General features: G+C 73.2%; 13 protein-coding genes. 4 read left to right on the forward strand and 9 right to left on the reverse strand.

What is annotated here, in order from left to right; genetic code table 11:
* Window positions 1–24: 24 nt before the first annotated feature.
* Entirely contained in the window at window positions 25–1587 is a 1563-nt protein-coding gene (locus tag C0216_RS21280) for an MFS transporter (RefSeq protein ID WP_114056817.1), read from the reverse strand.
* A 3-nt stretch (window positions 1588–1590) separates the two neighbouring features.
* Complete coding sequence (locus tag C0216_RS21285) at window positions 1591–2136, reverse strand: TetR/AcrR family transcriptional regulator (RefSeq protein WP_114056818.1); 546 nt, start codon at window positions 2134–2136, stop codon at window positions 1591–1593.
* An 83-nt stretch (window positions 2137–2219) separates the two neighbouring features.
* Here C0216_RS21285 and C0216_RS21290 point away from each other — a divergent pair, with 83 nt between their 5' ends.
* Both C0216_RS21290 and C0216_RS21295 read left to right on the forward strand, forming a co-directional pair.
* Complete coding sequence (locus tag C0216_RS21290) at window positions 2220–2735, forward strand: HAD domain-containing protein (protein WP_114056819.1); 516 nt, start codon at window positions 2220–2222, stop codon at window positions 2733–2735.
* 91 nt (window positions 2736–2826) lie between these two features.
* Window positions 2827–4005, forward strand: coding sequence for a hypothetical protein (locus C0216_RS21295; protein WP_114056820.1), 1179 nt, complete (start codon window positions 2827–2829; stop codon window positions 4003–4005).
* Between the two features lie 196 nt (window positions 4006–4201).
* On the opposite strand, the gene argH is transcribed toward C0216_RS21295, so the two are convergent.
* Together argH and C0216_RS21305 are read right to left on the reverse strand one after the other, a co-directional pair.
* Window positions 4202–5632 (reverse strand): argininosuccinate lyase, encoded by a 1431-nt coding sequence (argH, locus tag C0216_RS21300; protein WP_114056821.1) that lies wholly within the window; start codon window positions 5630–5632, stop codon window positions 4202–4204.
* Window positions 5633–5781: 149 nt separating this feature from the next.
* Window positions 5782–6975, reverse strand: a complete 1194-nt coding sequence (locus C0216_RS21305; protein WP_114056822.1) for an argininosuccinate synthase — start codon at window positions 6973–6975, stop codon at window positions 5782–5784.
* Between the two features lie 211 nt (window positions 6976–7186).
* On the opposite strand from C0216_RS21305, the gene C0216_RS21310 reads away from it, so the two are divergent.
* Both C0216_RS21310 and C0216_RS21315 read left to right on the forward strand, forming a co-directional pair.
* A complete protein-coding gene (locus tag C0216_RS21310) occupies window positions 7187–8665 on the forward strand; it encodes a HEAT repeat domain-containing protein (RefSeq protein ID WP_162793273.1) in 1479 nt (492 codons plus the stop codon).
* 194 nt (window positions 8666–8859) lie between these two features.
* Complete coding sequence (locus C0216_RS21315; protein WP_428985497.1) at window positions 8860–9570, forward strand: L,D-transpeptidase family protein; 711 nt, start codon at window positions 8860–8862, stop codon at window positions 9568–9570.
* A 55-nt stretch (window positions 9571–9625) separates the two neighbouring features.
* Here the strand turns inward: C0216_RS21315 and C0216_RS21320 are convergent, their stop codons facing one another.
* The 5 genes from C0216_RS21320 to argC all read right to left on the reverse strand — a co-directional run bounded on the left by C0216_RS21320 (window position 9626) and on the right by argC (window position 14616).
* On the reverse strand, window positions 9626–10189 hold the full coding sequence (locus tag C0216_RS21320) for an arginine repressor (protein WP_114056825.1): 564 nt from the start codon (window positions 10187–10189) through the stop codon (window positions 9626–9628).
* 7 nt (window positions 10190–10196) lie between these two features.
* Window positions 10197–11402, reverse strand: a complete 1206-nt coding sequence (locus C0216_RS21325) for an acetylornithine transaminase (RefSeq protein WP_114056826.1) — start codon at window positions 11400–11402, stop codon at window positions 10197–10199.
* Entirely contained in the window at window positions 11399–12352 is a 954-nt protein-coding gene (gene argB / locus C0216_RS21330) for an acetylglutamate kinase (RefSeq protein WP_114056827.1), read from the reverse strand. The genes C0216_RS21325 and argB overlap by 4 nt, the downstream gene beginning before the upstream one ends.
* Window positions 12349–13506: a bifunctional glutamate N-acetyltransferase/amino-acid acetyltransferase ArgJ gene (gene argJ, locus C0216_RS21335; protein ID WP_114056828.1), complete on the reverse strand. Its 1158-nt coding sequence runs from the start codon at window positions 13504–13506 to the stop codon at window positions 12349–12351. The genes argB and argJ overlap by 4 nt, the downstream gene beginning before the upstream one ends.
* Before the next feature lie 81 nt (window positions 13507–13587).
* Window positions 13588–14616: an N-acetyl-gamma-glutamyl-phosphate reductase gene (argC, locus tag C0216_RS21340; protein WP_114056829.1), complete on the reverse strand. Its 1029-nt coding sequence runs from the start codon at window positions 14614–14616 to the stop codon at window positions 13588–13590.
* Window positions 14617–14719 lie beyond the last annotated feature (103 nt).

Raw genomic sequence — 14719 nt, forward strand, 5'->3', positions numbered from 1 at the left:
CCGCGCGGCGCCCCTTGGCCGCGGTCAGGGGTGCGCCGGGGCACCGTCCTGGAGCTTCTGGCCCTTGAGCAGGAACCACGCGGCGACCGCGGTGGCCAGCAGGACGAGCGCGCTGACCCCGGAGGCCAGCCGCAGCCCCTCCACGAAGGTGTCCTGGGCGGCGGTGACCAGGGCGTGCGCGGTCTGCGGGTCCAGCGAGGACGCCGCCTCCACTGCGCCGCCGAGCGAGTCGTGCGCCGCCTCCGCGACGGCCGGAGGCACCTGCGCCGGGGCGGTGAACCCCTGGTAGACGCCGGTGACGATGGAGCCGAGGAGGGCGATGCCGAGAGCTGCCCCGAGCTCGTACGCGGTCTCGGAGACGGCCGAGGCGGCGCCGGCCTGCTCCTTGGGCACGCTGGAGAGGATCACGTCGGCGGTGACGGTGAAGGAGAAGCCCGCACCGACGCCGACGGCCAGCAGGGATGCGCCGAGCAGCGGGTAGCCGCTGGTCCGCTCGACCGCGGTGAGCGCGGCGAGCGCCAGGCCGATGGCGCCGAGCCCGCCCGCGACGACGGCCCGCACCGAGAAGCGGCGGGCCCAGGCGCCGGCCACCAGGCCGGTGGCGACGGCGCCGACGGCGGCGGGCAGTTCGGCCAGGCCGGCCTCCAGCGGCTCGCGGCCCTGGACCAGCTGGAGGAACTGGGAGAGGAAGAACAGCAGTCCGGACAGGCCGAACACGGTCAGCAGGTCGGCGATGACGGCGCCGGAGAAGCCCCGGTCCTTGAAGAGCCGCACGTCGAGGAGCGGCGCGTCCAGGGTGAACTGGCGGCGGACGAAGGTGTACAGGGCGGCCGCACCGCCCAGCGCGGCCGCGGCGACCTCGGGGGTCAGGCCGTGCGTGGCGGCTTCCTTGACGGCGTAGACGACGCCGATGACACCGACGAGGGACAGCGCGACGCTGAGGAGGTCCCACGGGCCGGCGACCGGGTTCTTCGACTCGGGCAGCAGCTTCACGCCGACGATGACGAGGACGGCCATGACGGGCAGGTTGATGAGGAAGACCGAGCCCCAGTAGAAGTGCTGGAGCAGCGCCCCGCCGACGACGGGCCCGACGGCCGCGCCCGCGGAGGCGGCGGCCCCCCAGATGCCGATGGCGAGGCTGCGCTCCCGCGGGTCGGTGAAGATGTTGCGGATCAGCGCCAGCGTGGACGGCATGAGGGTCGCGCCGGCGACGCCGAGGAGGGCCCGGGCGACGATCATCATCTCGGGGCTGGTGGCGCAGGCGGTGAGCACGGACACGGCGCCGAACGCGGTCGCGCCGGTCAGGAGCAGCTTCTTGCGTCCTATCCGGTCGCCGAGGGAGCCCATGGAGACGAGCAGGCCGGCGATGACGAAGGAGTAGATGTCGCCGATCCACAGCAGCTGTGTGCCGGACGGCTTCAGGTCTTCGGAGAGGGATGGCGTGGCGAGGCCGAGGACGGTGGCGTCGACGGCGACGAGGAGGACGGCGAGGACCAGGACGGCGAGCGCGAGCCAGCGCCCGCGGCTGCCGCCGCCACTGGTGCCCTCCGCCCCGTTCAGGGGCTTCAGCTGCTCGGTGCGGGTCATGTCCTATCGCTTTCGTTGTGCTCCGCCGAGCAACAGCTCGGTGATCATGTGCTGGTAGTCCTTGGCGGCGACCCGGCCGTCCATGACGGCCCAGGCGCAGGTGCCGATGAGGCCGTAGAGCGCCTCGGTGAGCCAGGCGGGGCTGAGGTCGATGCGGATGTCGCCCTCGGACTGGCCGCGCCGGAAGAGGGCGCTGACGCGGGCGTCGAGCCGGGCCCAGCCCTCGTTGACCTGGTCCCCCTCGAAGAGCTGGTTCTCGGTGACGAGGAAGGCCAGCAGCTGGGCGTTCGCCTCGCTCTCGGCGACGAGTCGGCGCAGCGCCTCGACGGCGGTGCCCTCGCCGAGCCGGGCCCGGTCCAGGGCCTGCTCGAACTCGCGGATGCCGAGGTCTTCCAGGGCCCGTACGAGGGCGTCGCGACCGGCGAAGTGCCGGTGGAGGGTCGCGCGGCCGATGCCTGCGGCGCGGGCGACCTCGTCCATCGTGGCGGTCGACTTGCGGGAGAGCAGGGCTGCGGCGGCGCGGAGCACCTGGTCACGATCCATGGCCATGAGACGACGATACACCAAATGAGACACCGTTGTCTCATTCTATTCCGATGCCCTTGCCCATCCCCGAGCGGAAGACTGCCGACATGACGAGTAAACCCCTGCTCCTGATCGACGTGGACGGCCCCCTGAACCCGTACGCCGCCCAGCCCGAGCGCCGCCCCGTCGGCTACACCACCCACCGGATGCGCCCGAGCGGCTGGACCGGGGCCGAGAGCTCGAAGCCGCTGCGCGTGTGGTTGAACCCCTCCCACGGTGCGGAGCTGCGCGCACTGTCGGACGCGTACGAGCTGGTCTGGGCGACCACCTGGAAGGACGAGGCGAACGACTGGATAGGCCCGCACCTCGGGCTGCCGCGGCTGCCGTACATCGACTGGCCGCAGATGCACGGGCGGGCACCGGGCGGCACCTTCTGGAAGACGCAGTACGTCCTGGAATATGCGCGCGGGCGGGAGTTCGCCTGGGTCGACGACGACATCACCGACGCGGACCGCGAGTACGCCGACCGCCACCACCTGCACCGGGCGCTGCTGATGCGGATAGACGAGCGGATCGGGCTGCTCCCGGCGGACTTCGACGCGCTGGCGCACTGGGCGGCGTGACCGCCCCGGATTTTGATCATGCGTGGACCGCACGCCTAGCATGCCCATGCCACCCCCGCTCCCCTCCGTCCCACGCCGACGAAAGCGACCCATGCGCATCCAGCGGATCCTCGCCACGACCGCCGCCCTCACCTGCCTGACCGCCCTCGCCGGGTGCAAGGAGGGCGGCGACCCCGGCTCGCCTCCGGCCGGCGCCTCCGCCGCCTCCACCGCCGCTGCGGAGGGCGCCCTCGCCGCGGCGCAGGAGCAGCTGCGGAAGTTCGTCTCCTGCGAGGACCTCAGCTCCAAGCCCGGCGACCCGCGGCTGCCGGCCCGCGACTTCCCCAAGGCCGGCCAGTGGTCGGTGGAGGAGGTCGGCGTCTGCAGCGACACCTCCGAGACGGGCGCGATCGTGATCGCCGTCCCGAAGGACATGAAGGCCTTCCAGGAGGGCTACAAGACGTACGTCATGGACAGGATCGCCGCGGGCGACGGCGCCTACGGGCTGTTCGACCAGGTCCTGGTCGGCAAGGGCTTCGTCGTCTTCCCGACCCGCACGCCGACGTCCGTGAAGCTCGTCCGCTCCGACCTGCGCGTCCTCGTCTGCAACCCCGGCGGCCGGGTGCCCGAGGGGTACAAGCGGGAGAAGCCCCTCGTCGAGGGCTGCTCCCTCACCGACTTCGTCGCCTCCGAGGACGGCTCGGGCAGCCCGAACTTCGAGATGCCGCAGAACCCGGACGGCGGCGGCGAGGCCAAGCCCGGCCAGCCGAAGAGCGGCAGCCTCGGCCTCCCCCGCGCGGGCAGCCTCACCGAACTGCGCAAGCTCGTCGGCAGCAGCCTCGCCTGCGGGAAGAACTACTCGACCGACCCCGAGACCGTCGCCGTCTCCTCGATCGACTACGAGCCGGTGGTCACGGGCAACGCGCTGGACTGGGGCGTGACGGGCCGCGCCCTGTGCGGGCAGCCGGCCGGCGAACGCCGCGCCCACGACCTGAGCTGGCTGAGCACCGTCGGAGACATGAAGAAGCTCCAGGCGAAGGCCAAGGCCGCCCAGCAGGCCGACCTGAAGGACGACGGCCGGCTCAAGGCCACCACGAGCCTGCTGCTCGTCGGCGAGAACATCGCGGTCGAAACCAACAGTCCCTCGTCCCGGTTCGGGCTCTACCAGCTGCAGTTCCTCTACCTGAACTGCACGCCCGGGTTCAAGGCCCCGGCCGGGTACCGGCTGGAGAAGGCCCAGGTCGAAGGCTGCGTCCTGACCAACTACGAGCCGGACAACCCGGCGGCCTGAGCCACGGGCGGGCGGCGCGCAGGCCGCGGGGCGCGGCTGGGGGCCGCACGCGAACGCGGCGGAGGGGCGGCCGGAGCACGGGGCTCCGGCCGCCCCTCCGGGCGTGCCGCGGCGTGCGGACCGGCATGCCCCGCGCCCGGGGGCGTGCGGGGGTGCCGGGCCGCAGGGCCGCGGGGTTCGGGGGCGGCCGCAGCCGCTACTGCCTGTGCTGCGCCCAGGCGTGCTGGATGACCAGGTCCGCCTTCAGCTCGGTCAGCTGGAGCGCCACCGCCGACGGCGCGGTACCCCCGCGGCCGCTGCGGGAGGCCAGCGCGCCGGGCACGTTCAGGACGGTCCGCACCTCCGGCGTGAGGTGCTCGGAGATCTTCGCGAACTGCTCGTCGGTGAGCCCGTCGAGCTCGATGCCGAGCGCCTCGCACTCCTTGACGCACTCGCCCGCCACCTCGTGCGCCACCCGGAACGGCACGCCCTGCTTCACCAGCCACTCGGCGATGTCCGTGGCGAGGGAGAACCCGGCCGGGGCCAGCTCCTCCATGCGCTCCCGGTTCACGGTGAGCGTGGCCATCATCCCGGTGAAGGCGGGCAGCAGCACCTCCAGCGTGTCGCAGGAGTCGAAGACGGGCTCCTTGTCCTCCTGGAGGTCGCGGTTGTACGCGAGCGGCAGCGCCTTGAGGGTGGCGAGCAGGCCCGTCAGGTTGCCGATGAGCCGGCCGGACTTGCCGCGCGCCAGCTCCGCGATGTCCGGGTTCTTCTTCTGCGGCATGATCGACGAGCCGGTGGAGAAGGCGTCGTGCAGGGTCACGAAGGAGAACTCCTTCGTGTTCCAGATGATGACCTCCTCCGCGATCCGCGACAGGTTCACGCCGATCATCGCCGTGATGAACGCGAACTCGGCGACGAAGTCCCGCGAGGCCGTCCCGTCGATCGAGTTGCCGACCGAGCCCCGTTCGAAGCCGAGGTCGGCGGCGACCGCCTCCGGATCGAGGCCGAGGGAGGACCCGGCCAGGGCTCCGGAGCCGTACGGGGAGACCGCGGTCCGCGTGTCCCACTGGCGCAGCCGCTCGGCGTCCCGGGACAGGGACTGCACGTGCGCGAGGACGTGGTGGGCGAAGAGCACCGGCTGCGCGTGCTGGAGGTGGGTCCGGCCCGGCATGGCCACGTCCGGGTGCGCCTCGGCGAGGCCGATCAGCGCGTCCTGGAGGTCGGCGATCAGCCCGCCGATGGTCCGGGCGTGGTCGCGCAGGTACATCCGGAAGAGCGTGGCCACCTGGTCGTTGCGGGACCGGCCGGCCCGCAGCTTGCCGCCGAGCTCCGGGCCGAGCCGCTCCAGCAGGCCCCGTTCCAGGGCGGTGTGGACGTCCTCGTCGGCGATGGTCCCGGTGAAGGAGCCGTCGGCGACGTCCGCCTCCAGCCGGTCCAGGCCCTCCAGCATGCGGTCGAGCTCGTCCGCCGTGAGCAGGCCGGCCTTGGCGAGGACCCGGGCGTGGGCGCGGGAGCCGGCGATGTCGTACGGGGCGAGGCGCCAGTCGAAGTGGACGGACGCGGACAGCTTGGCGAGGGCCTCGGCGGGGCCGTCGGCGAACCGGCCGCCCCAGAGCCGGACGTCGCCACCGTTGTTGCTGCTCACTGCTGCTGCTCCTCAAGGCTGCTGCGACTGCCGCGTCTGCTTGTGATCGCTGCGTCTGCCGCGTGTGGGTGTGGGGCGGCCTCCCCGCCGCGGAGATACGGGGAGGCCGTCCGGGTACTGCGTGGTGCGCCTGGCCGCCGGGCCTCGCCTCAGGCGAGGTCCCGCTTCGCGGCGATCTTCGCGGAGAGGGCGAAGATGTCGATGAAGCCCTGCGCCTTGGACTGGTCGAAGGTGTCGCCCGTGTCGTAGGTGGCGAGGTTGAAGTCGTAGAGGGACTCCTCGGACTTCCGGCCCGTGACGACGGCCCGGCCGCCGTGCAGGGTCATCCGGATGTCGCCGGTGACGTGCTGGTTCGCCTCGTTGATGAAGCCGTCCAGGGCCCGCTTGAGCGGGGAGAACCACAGGCCGTCGTAGACGAGCTCGCCCCAGCGCTGCTCGACCTGCCGCTTGTAGCGGGCGAGTTCGCGCTCGACGGTGACGTTCTCCAGCTCCTGGTGGGCGGTGATCAGCGCGATGGCGCCCGGCGCCTCGTACACCTCACGGGACTTGATGCCGACGAGGCGGTCCTCGACCATGTCGATCCGGCCGATGCCCTGGGCGCCTGCGCGCTCGTTGAGCTGCTGGATGGCCTGGAGGACGGTGACGGGCCTTCCGTCGATGGCCACGGGCACGCCCTCCTTGAAGGAGATGACGACCTCGTCGGGCTCGCGCGGGGTGGCCGGGTTCGAGGTGTACTCGTAGATGTCCTCGATCGGCGCGTTCCAGATGTCCTCCAGGAAGCCCGTCTCGACGGCCCGCCCGAAGACGTTCTGGTCGATGGAGTACGGGGACTTCTTGGTGGTGGCGATCGGCAGGTTCTTCGCCTCGCAGAAGGCGATGGCCTTGTCCCGGGTCATGGCGTAGTCCCGGACCGGGGCGATGCACTTGAGGTCGGGGCCGAGGGCCTGGATGCCGGCCTCGAAGCGGACCTGGTCGTTGCCCTTGCCGGTGCAGCCGTGGGCGACGATGCCGGCGCCGTGCTTCTTCGCGGCCGCGACCAGGTGCTTGACGATGGTGGGGCGGGAGAGCGCCGAGACCAGCGGGTAGCGGTCCATGTAGAGGGCGTTCGCCTTGATCGCCGGGAGGCAGTACTCGTCGGCGAACTCGTCCTTGGCGTCCGCGACCTCGGCCTCGACGGCACCGCAGGCGAGCGCGCGCTTGCGGATGACGTCCAGGTCCTCGCCGCCCTGGCCGACGTCCACGGCGACGGCGATGACCTCGGCGCCCGTCTCCTCGGCGATCCAGCCGATGGCGACGGAGGTGTCCAGGCCGCCCGAGTAGGCGAGTACGACGCGCTCGGTCACGGGTTTCTCCTTACGGTGCATTCAACGACAGGCATAACTATGCACTACTCCGTATGTTTCGTCAATCGTGGCATGTGTCGGGGCGCTGAGCTGGGGTTTCGCGGGAATACTCGGATGTGGGGCGGCAGGGGGCGGGGGTAGGGTCGGCGTTCCGCGGTAGGGCGCCGGGGCCCGGCGAGAGGCCGGGCGGGATGCGGAGGGGATGGACCACGTGGACGCACGGAGCCGGGAGGCCCGGCAGGGGAGCGCAGCCGCCTGCGCACTGCTGCGGGGCACGCCCCCGCCCGCCGGAGGGGTGCTGCGGTCGGCCGGACCCGACGCCTGGATCGCCTTCGACGAGGAGATCCGCAGCCACGGCCCCCTCCCCCAAGCAGCCGCACCCGCCTTCCGCGCGCGCGTCCTCGGGCTTACGGGCCGCGGCCGGCTGCCGGAACGCCCCGTCGAGGTGCTCCTGTGCCACCCCGACGGCAGGGTCCGCGAAGCCGCCCTCGGCACGCCGCAGCCCCCGCCGGAGCTTGTGGTGATCCGCTGCGCCGACTGGGCCGCCGCCGTACGCGAACCGGCCCGCCGCCTCCTCGCCCGCACGCTCGCCGACGCCCCCGCCGCCACCCTGGTCGCCCTCACCCCGCTCGTCCTGCGACTCGCCGAGCGCGACCAGGGGGCCTGGGCACTCGCCCTCTTCGAAGCCGCCCTCCGCACCGACCCCCCGCTGCCTGGCGCCCCCGACCGGCCCGGCCCGGACACCGGGCCCGCCCCGCCCGCCGACCGCCCGAGCACGGTGCTTGCCCGCCTGCGCGGCAGCGCCGACCTGCCCACGCGCCGCTACGCCACCCGCCTCACCCTCGACACCCCGCCCCTGCGTGACCGGCTGACCGTACGGGACCTCGCCCGCCTCGCCGCCGCGGAACGCGACCCGGCGAACGCCGCCGTGTGGGCGGACGCCACCCTGGGGGCGCTGGCCGCGGCGCGGCCCGACAGCAGGGGCCGCGATGGGGGCGGGCAGGACGAGTCGGCCGAGCGGGACGAGGCGGTGGACCTCCTCCTCGGCAGCCCGCTCCCGACCGTCCGCGCCGCCGGCGTCACCGCCCTGCGCCGGGCCGGCCGCACCGCGGAGGGCGTGTCCCACCTCGCCGACCGATCCCCGCTCGTACGGGCCTGCGCGCGCTGGCTCGTCGCCCAGGACGGCGGCGACCCGCACGACCGCTACCGCCGCCTGGCCGCGGACCCGTCCGGCTGCTCCCCGCACGCGGTGGCCGGTCTCGCCGAGTGCGGCCGCACCGAGGACGTCCCCCTCCTGCGGAGCCTCCTCGACCACCCCTCAGGTGCCGTGCGCGCCGCTGCCGTGGCCGGGCTCCGCCGCCTGGGCGCCGACGTCGACCACACTGCGCTGCTCGCCCTCCTGGACGACCCCTCCCCCGCGGCGGCCCGCGAGGCAGCCCTCAGCCTCCGCCCGGTGGCGGAGGTCCTGGACACCGCGCACCTGCTGTCCCGCTGCACGCTGAAACAGCCCCTCCACACCCGCCGCGCGGCGTTCCGGCTACTCCAGGCCCAGGGCGGCACGGCCGCGAGGCAGGCCGCGGAGTCCCTGTCGTCGGACTGGGAGCCGGCCCTGCGCCGCGCGGCCCGCGCTGCGTCCCGGTACTACGCGGTGTCGGAACGCACCGGGCGGCGGGGGTGGTTGCGGGGGTAGGTGCACGGCCGTGGCGCTGTGCGCGGGGGTGGTGGCCGGTGGCGGGCCGCCAGTCCGGTGTCGCTCCAACCAGAAGTGACGCGGGGTCACGCCGGTCGCGGCGCCGCCGGAACGCGGAAGGCGCATCCGGGTGACCTTCCACCCCGCCTGCGCCGCCGGTGCCCGCTCCCCCGCGTACCGTCTGTTCCGTGCTGCTGCGTACCGCCCTCGTCACCGGCTCACTGATCGTCACCGGCCTGCTCGCGCACGGATCCCCCGCGCATCCGTGGCCCCTGCCGCCGCCGCTGCCCGCGCGGCTCGCCGATACCGGGGGCGGCAGTCAGCTGATCACCGCCGTGGCGCCTGCGCCCGGGTCGACCACCGGGCGCGTGACGTGGTGGGACCGGTGGGGCGGGCGCTGGTACGAACGGGGCAGTGCCGAGGCGCGGTTCGGCGCGAACGGCCTGACGGAGGGCGCGAGCCGCGCCCAGGGCACGAACACCACGCCGACGGGCCTGTACGAGCTGCCGTACGCCTTCGGCATCCGCCGGGCCCCCGCGGGAACGGAGTTCGCGTACCGGCCGGTCACCGATGCGTCGTGGTGGTGCCAGGACAACGCGTCGGGCAGTTACAACCGCTGGGTGGAGCCACTGCCCGCGGACTGCGCGCCGGGCGAGGCGGAGCACCTGGTCGCGTACGGGCAGCAGTACGCGCATGCGATGGTGATCGGCTTCAACTACGGGGAGCCGGTGCGCGGGCGGGGTGCGGGCATCTTCCTGCACGTCAACGGCAAGGGCGCGACGGCCGGTTGCGTGTCGGTGCCGGAGGGTGCGATGCGGGCGATCCTGCGCTGGGCGGACCCGGAGCGCGACCCCCACATCGCGATCGGTACGGAGTCCGGGGCGCTGGCCGTCACCCGCTACTGACCGGCTCGCCCGACCGTCCCGCCCGAGGATCGGGCGGGACCGGCCGGCCCGACCGTCACCCCTCCTTCTGCGCCAGCCTCAGCATGTGGTCGGCCAGCGCCTGGCCCCCGGCCGGGTCGCGGCTGATCAGCATGAGGGTGTCGTCGCCGGCGATGGTGCCGAGGACGGCGTGGAGTTCGGCCTGGTCGATCGCCGAGGCGAGGAACTGGGCCGCACCGGGCGGGGTGCGCAGGACGACGAGGTTCGCGGAGGCCTCCGCGGAGATCAGCAGTTCGCCGGAGAGGCGGCGCATGCGCTCCTCCTTGGCCGACTCGCCGAGCGGGGCCTGCGGGGTGCGGAAGCCGCCCTCGCTGGGCACCGCGTAGATCAGCTCGCCGCCGGTGTTGCGGATCTTCACGGCGCCGAGCTCGTCGAGGTCGCGGGAGAGCGTCGCCTGGGTGACGCTCAGCCCGTCGTCGGCGAGCAGCTTGGCCAGTTGGCTCTGCGACCGGACCGGCTGCCGGTTGAGGATGTCCACGATCCGGCGGTGGCGGGCGGTGCGGGTCTGCGGGACGGCGGGGCCTCCCGCGGGTTCCGGCCGGGGGGAGGCCCACTGGTCGTTGTCCTGCGCCTGGCTCATCGTCGTCTCATTCCCCGGTTCGTCCGTCCCCGTTGGCTGCGTCGAGGATGCCGGGCAGGGCCCGGACGAACGCGTCCGCCTCGTCCTCGGTGAGCACGTACGGCGGCATGAGCCGTACGACGTCGGGGGCGGGCGCGTTGACCAGGAAGCCGGCGTCCTGGGCCGCCTGCTGCACCTGCGGTGCGTACGGCCCGGTCAGCACGATACCCAGCAGGAGGCCCTCGCCACGGACGTGGGAGACCAGCGGGTGGCCGGTGCCCTCGATTCCGGAGCGCAGCTGTTCGCCGCGGGCCTTGACCCGGTCGAGGAGGCCGTCGGCGGCGATGGTGTCGAGGACGGCGAGTCCGGCGGCGCAGGCGACGGGGTTTCCGCCGAAGGTGGTGCCGTGGTGGCCGGGTTGGAGGAGGTCGGCGGCGGGGCCGAAGGCGGCGACGGCGCCGATGGGGAGGCCGCCGCCGAGGCCCTTCGCGAGTGTGACGAGGTCGGGGTCGACACCTTCGTGGGCCTGGTGGGCGAACCAGTGGCCGCAGCGGCCGGTGCCGGTCTGGACCTCGTCGAGGACGAGGAGGGTGCCGGTGGCGCGGGTGATCTCGCGGGCGGCCTTGAGGTAGCCGGCGGGCGGGACGACGACGCCGTTCTCGCCCTGGACGGGTTCGATGACGACGAGGGCGGTCTCCTCGGTGACGGCGGCGCGGAGGGCTGCGGTGTCGCCGTAGGGGACGTGGGTGACGTCGCCGGGCAGGGGCCGGAAGGGGTCCTGCTTCTTGGGCTGGCCGGTGAGGGCGAGGGCGCCCATGGTCCGGCCGTGGAAGCCGCCGTCGGTGGCGACCATGCGGGTCCGCCCGGTCAGCCGGCCGATCTTGAAGGCGGCTTCGACGGCTTCGGCACCGGAGTTGCAGAAGAAAATCCGGCCGGGGCGGCCGAAGAGCTGGAGGAGCCGTTCGCCGAGGGCGAGCACGGGCTCGGAGGCGTACAGGTTGGAGACGTGCCCGAGGGTGGAGATCTGGCGGGTGACGGCGCCGACGACGGCGGGGTGGGCGTGGCCGAGGGCGTTGACGGCGATGCCGCCGACGAAGTCGGTGTACTGCCTGCCGTCGGCGTCCCAGACCTGGGCGCCGGCGCCGCGGACGAGGGCGACGGCGGGGGTGCCGTAGTTGTCGGTGAGCGAGGCCCGCCAGCGGGCCGCGTACTCCTGGTTGCTGCTGCCGGTCACTGCCGCTGCCCTCCCTGTGCGTGCGCTGCCCTGTCGTCGGGCACGACCATGGTGCCGATGCCCTCGTCGGTGAAGATCTCCAGCAGGATCGAGTGCGGGACCCGTCCGTCGATGACGCGTGCGGTGCCGACGCCGCCGCGGACGGCGTGCAGGCAGCCCTCCATCTTGGGGACCATGCCGCTGGACAGCTCGGGCAGGAGCTTCTCCAGCTCGCCGACGGTGAGCCGGCTGATGACCTCGTCGCTGTTCGGCCAGTCGGCGTACAGGCCCTCGACGTCGGTGAGGACCATCAGCGTCTCCGCGCCGAGGGCAGCTGCGAGGGCGGCCGCCGCGGTGTCGGCGTTGACGTTGTAGACGTGTCCGTCGTCGGCGCTGCGCGCGATGGAGGAGATGACGGGGATCCGGCCGTCTGCGAGGAGCGCTTCTATGGCGCCGGTGTCGATGGCGGTGATCTCGCCGACGCGCCCGATGTCGACGGCCTCGCCGTCGATCTGCGGGGTGTGCTTGGTGGCGGTGATGGTGTGGGCGTCCTCGCCGGTCAGGCCGACGGCGAGCGGGCCGTGCTGGTTGAGCAGGCCGACGAGTTCGCGCTGGACCTGCCCGGCGAGGACCATGCGGACGACGTCCATGGCCTCGGGGGTGGTGACGCGCAGGCCGGCCTTGAACTCGCTGACGAGGCCCTGCTTGTCGAGCTGGGCGTTGATCTGGGGGCCGCCGCCGTGCACGACGACGGGCTTCAGGCCGGCGTGGCGCAGGAAGACGACGTCCTGGGCGAAGGCCGCCTTGAGGTCGTCGTCGACCATGGCGTTGCCGCCGAACTTGATGACGACGACCTTGCCGTTGTGGCGGGTGAGCCAGGGCAGGGCCTCGATGAGGATCTGCGCCTTGGGCAGGGCGGTGTGCTTGCGGGCGGTGGTGCCGGGCCGGCCGGCCTTGTCGTGGTCGGTCATGACGAGTACGCGCTGTTCTCGTGGACGTAGTCGGCGGTGAGGTCGTTGGTCCAGATGACGGCGGAGGCGCTGCCGGTGGCGAGGTCGGCGGTGATGCGGACTTCGCGGTCCTTCATGGAGACGAGGTCGCGGTCCTCGCCGACGGAGCCGTTCTTGCAGACCCAGACGCCGTTGATGGCGACGTTCAGCCGGTCGGGGTCGAAGGCGGCGGAGGTGGTGCCGATCGCGGAGAGCACCCGGCCCCAGTTGGGGTCCTCGCCGTGGATGGCGCACTTGAGGAGGTTGTTGCGGGCGATGGACCGGCCGACCTCGACGGCGTCGTCCTCGTCGGCCGCGCCGACGACCTCGATGCGGATGTCCTTGGAGGCGCCTTCGGCGTCGCCGATGAGCTGGCGGGCGAGGTCGTCGCAGACGGTGCGCACGGCTTCGGCGAACGACTCGTAGGCGGGGGTCTTGCCGGAGGCGCCGGAGGCCAGCAGCAGCACCGTGTCGTTGGTGGACATGCAGCCGTCGGAGTCGACGCGGTCGAAGGTGGTGCGGGTGGCGGCGCGCAGCGCCCGGTCGAGGGTGGCGCTGTCGAGGTCGGCGTCGGTGGTGAGGACGACGAGCATGGTGGCGAGGCCGGGGGCGAGCATGCCGGCGCCCTTGGCCATGCCGCCGACGGTCCAGCCGTCCTGGGTGGCGGAGGCGGTCTTGTGGACGGTGTCGGTGGTCTTGATGGCGACGGCGGCGGCCTCGCCGCCGTCGGCGGAGAGGGCGGCGACCGCGGTGTCGATGCCGGGCAGGAGCTTGTCCATCGGGAGGAGGACGCCGATGAGGCCGGTGGAGGCGACGGCGACCTCGCCGGCGTTGTGCTCGCCGCCGAGGGCCTCGGCGGCCTTCTCGGCGGTGGCGTGGGTGTCCTGGAAGCCCTTGGGGCCGGTGCAGGCGTTGGCGCCGCCGGAGTTGAGGACGACGGCGCTGACCGCGCCGCCGCGCAGGACCTGCTCGGACCACTGCACGGGGGCGGCCTTGACGCGGTTGGAGGTGAAGACGCCGGCCGCGGCCAGTCGGGGCCCGTTGTTGACCACGAGGGCCAGGTCCGGGTTTCCGTTGTCCTTGATTCCCGCGGCGATGCCCGCCGCGGTGAATCCCTGTGCTGCCGTGACGCTCACTGCGCCTTCTCCTTCGGTTCGTCGTCCGCGCGCGGCGGGCCGGCGCGGTCTTCGGGGCGTACGGGGGTCGGGGGATCGGCGCTACGGGGCTGTCCCGGTGAGGGGCAGGCCCAGCGTCTCGGGGAGGCCGAGGGCGATGTTCATGCTCTGGACGGCGGCGCCTGCGGTGCCCTTGGCGAGGTTGTCGACGGCGCTGATCGCGACGATCCGCTGGGCGGCGGTGTCGAGGGCGACCTGCACCTGGACGGTGTTGGAACCGAGTACGGAGGCGGTAGCCGGCCACTGGCCCTCGGGGAGCAGCCGAACGAACGGCTCGTCCGCGTACGCCTTCTCGTACGCGGCGCGCAGCGCCTCGGCGGTGGTGCCGGGGAGGGCCTTGGCGGAGCAGGTGGCGAGGATGCCCCGGGACATGGGGGCGAGGACGGGCGTGAAGGAGACGGAGACGCGCTGCCCGGCGACGGGGCTGAGGTTCTGCACCATCTCGGGGGTGTGGCGGTGGACGCCGCCGACACCGTAGGGGCTGGCGGAGCCCATGACCTCGGAGCCCAGCAGGTGTGTCTTGAGGGCCTTGCCGGCTCCGGAGGTGCCGGTGGCGGCGACGATGACGGCCTCGGGTTCGGCGAGCCGGGCGGCGTAGGCGGGGAAGAGCGCGAGGGAGACGGCGGTGGGGAAGCACCCGGGGACCGCGACGCGCTTGGACCCCTCCAGCGCGGCGCGGCCGCCGGGCAGCTCGGGCAGGCCGTAGGGCCAGGTGCCGGCGTGGGGGGCGCCGTAGAAGGCGTCCCAGTCGGCGGGGTCCTTCAGCCGGTGGTCGGCGCCCATGTCGACGACGAGGACGTCGGGCCCGAGCTCGGCGGCGACGGCGGCGGACTGCCCGTGGGGCAGCGCGAGGAAGACGACGTCGTGGCCGGCGAGCACCTCGGCCGTGGTGGCCTCCAGGGTCCGCCCGGCGAGGGGCCCGAGATGCGGCTGGAGGCTGCCGAAGGCCTGGCCGGCGTTGGAGTTCCCGGTGAGCGCCCCGATCTCGACCTGCGGGTGCGCGAGGAGCAGCCGCAGGAGCTCTCCGCCCGCGTACCCACTCGCCCCGGCCACTGCTGCACGTACCACCATCGGTCCTCCTCCTTGATGGCATGACTATACGTAGCCCCGCACTTTTATGCAAAGAGTCGGCCCTTACCTGCCGGGCGGGCATGTGACTGAGTCTTTCAGTTGG

The sequence above is a fragment of the Streptomyces globosus genome, assembly GCF_003325375.1.
In the GTDB taxonomy this organism is placed as follows: domain Bacteria; phylum Actinomycetota; class Actinomycetes; order Streptomycetales; family Streptomycetaceae; genus Streptomyces; species Streptomyces globosus_A.

What these genes read in the sequence shown, in the direction of transcription:
- C0216_RS21280 (WP_114056817.1), bottom strand. Translation starts at nt 1,587, where the DNA reads ATGACCCGCACCGAGCAGCTGAAGCCCCTGAACGGGGCGGAGGGCACC.
- C0216_RS21285 (WP_114056818.1), bottom strand. Translation starts at nt 2,136, where the DNA reads ATGGCCATGGATCGTGACCAGGTGCTCCGCGCCGCCGCAGCCCTGCTC.
- C0216_RS21290 (WP_114056819.1), top strand. Translation starts at nt 2,220, where the DNA reads ATGACGAGTAAACCCCTGCTCCTGATCGACGTGGACGGCCCCCTGAAC.
- C0216_RS21295 (WP_114056820.1), top strand. Translation starts at nt 2,827, where the DNA reads ATGCGCATCCAGCGGATCCTCGCCACGACCGCCGCCCTCACCTGCCTG.
- C0216_RS21320 (WP_114056825.1), bottom strand. Translation starts at nt 10,189, where the DNA reads ATGAGCCAGGCGCAGGACAACGACCAGTGGGCCTCCCCCCGGCCGGAA.
- argB (WP_114056827.1), bottom strand. Translation starts at nt 12,352, where the DNA reads ATGACCGACCACGACAAGGCCGGCCGGCCCGGCACCACCGCCCGCAAG.
- argC (WP_114056829.1), bottom strand. Translation starts at nt 14,616, where the DNA reads ATGGTGGTACGTGCAGCAGTGGCCGGGGCGAGTGGGTACGCGGGCGGA.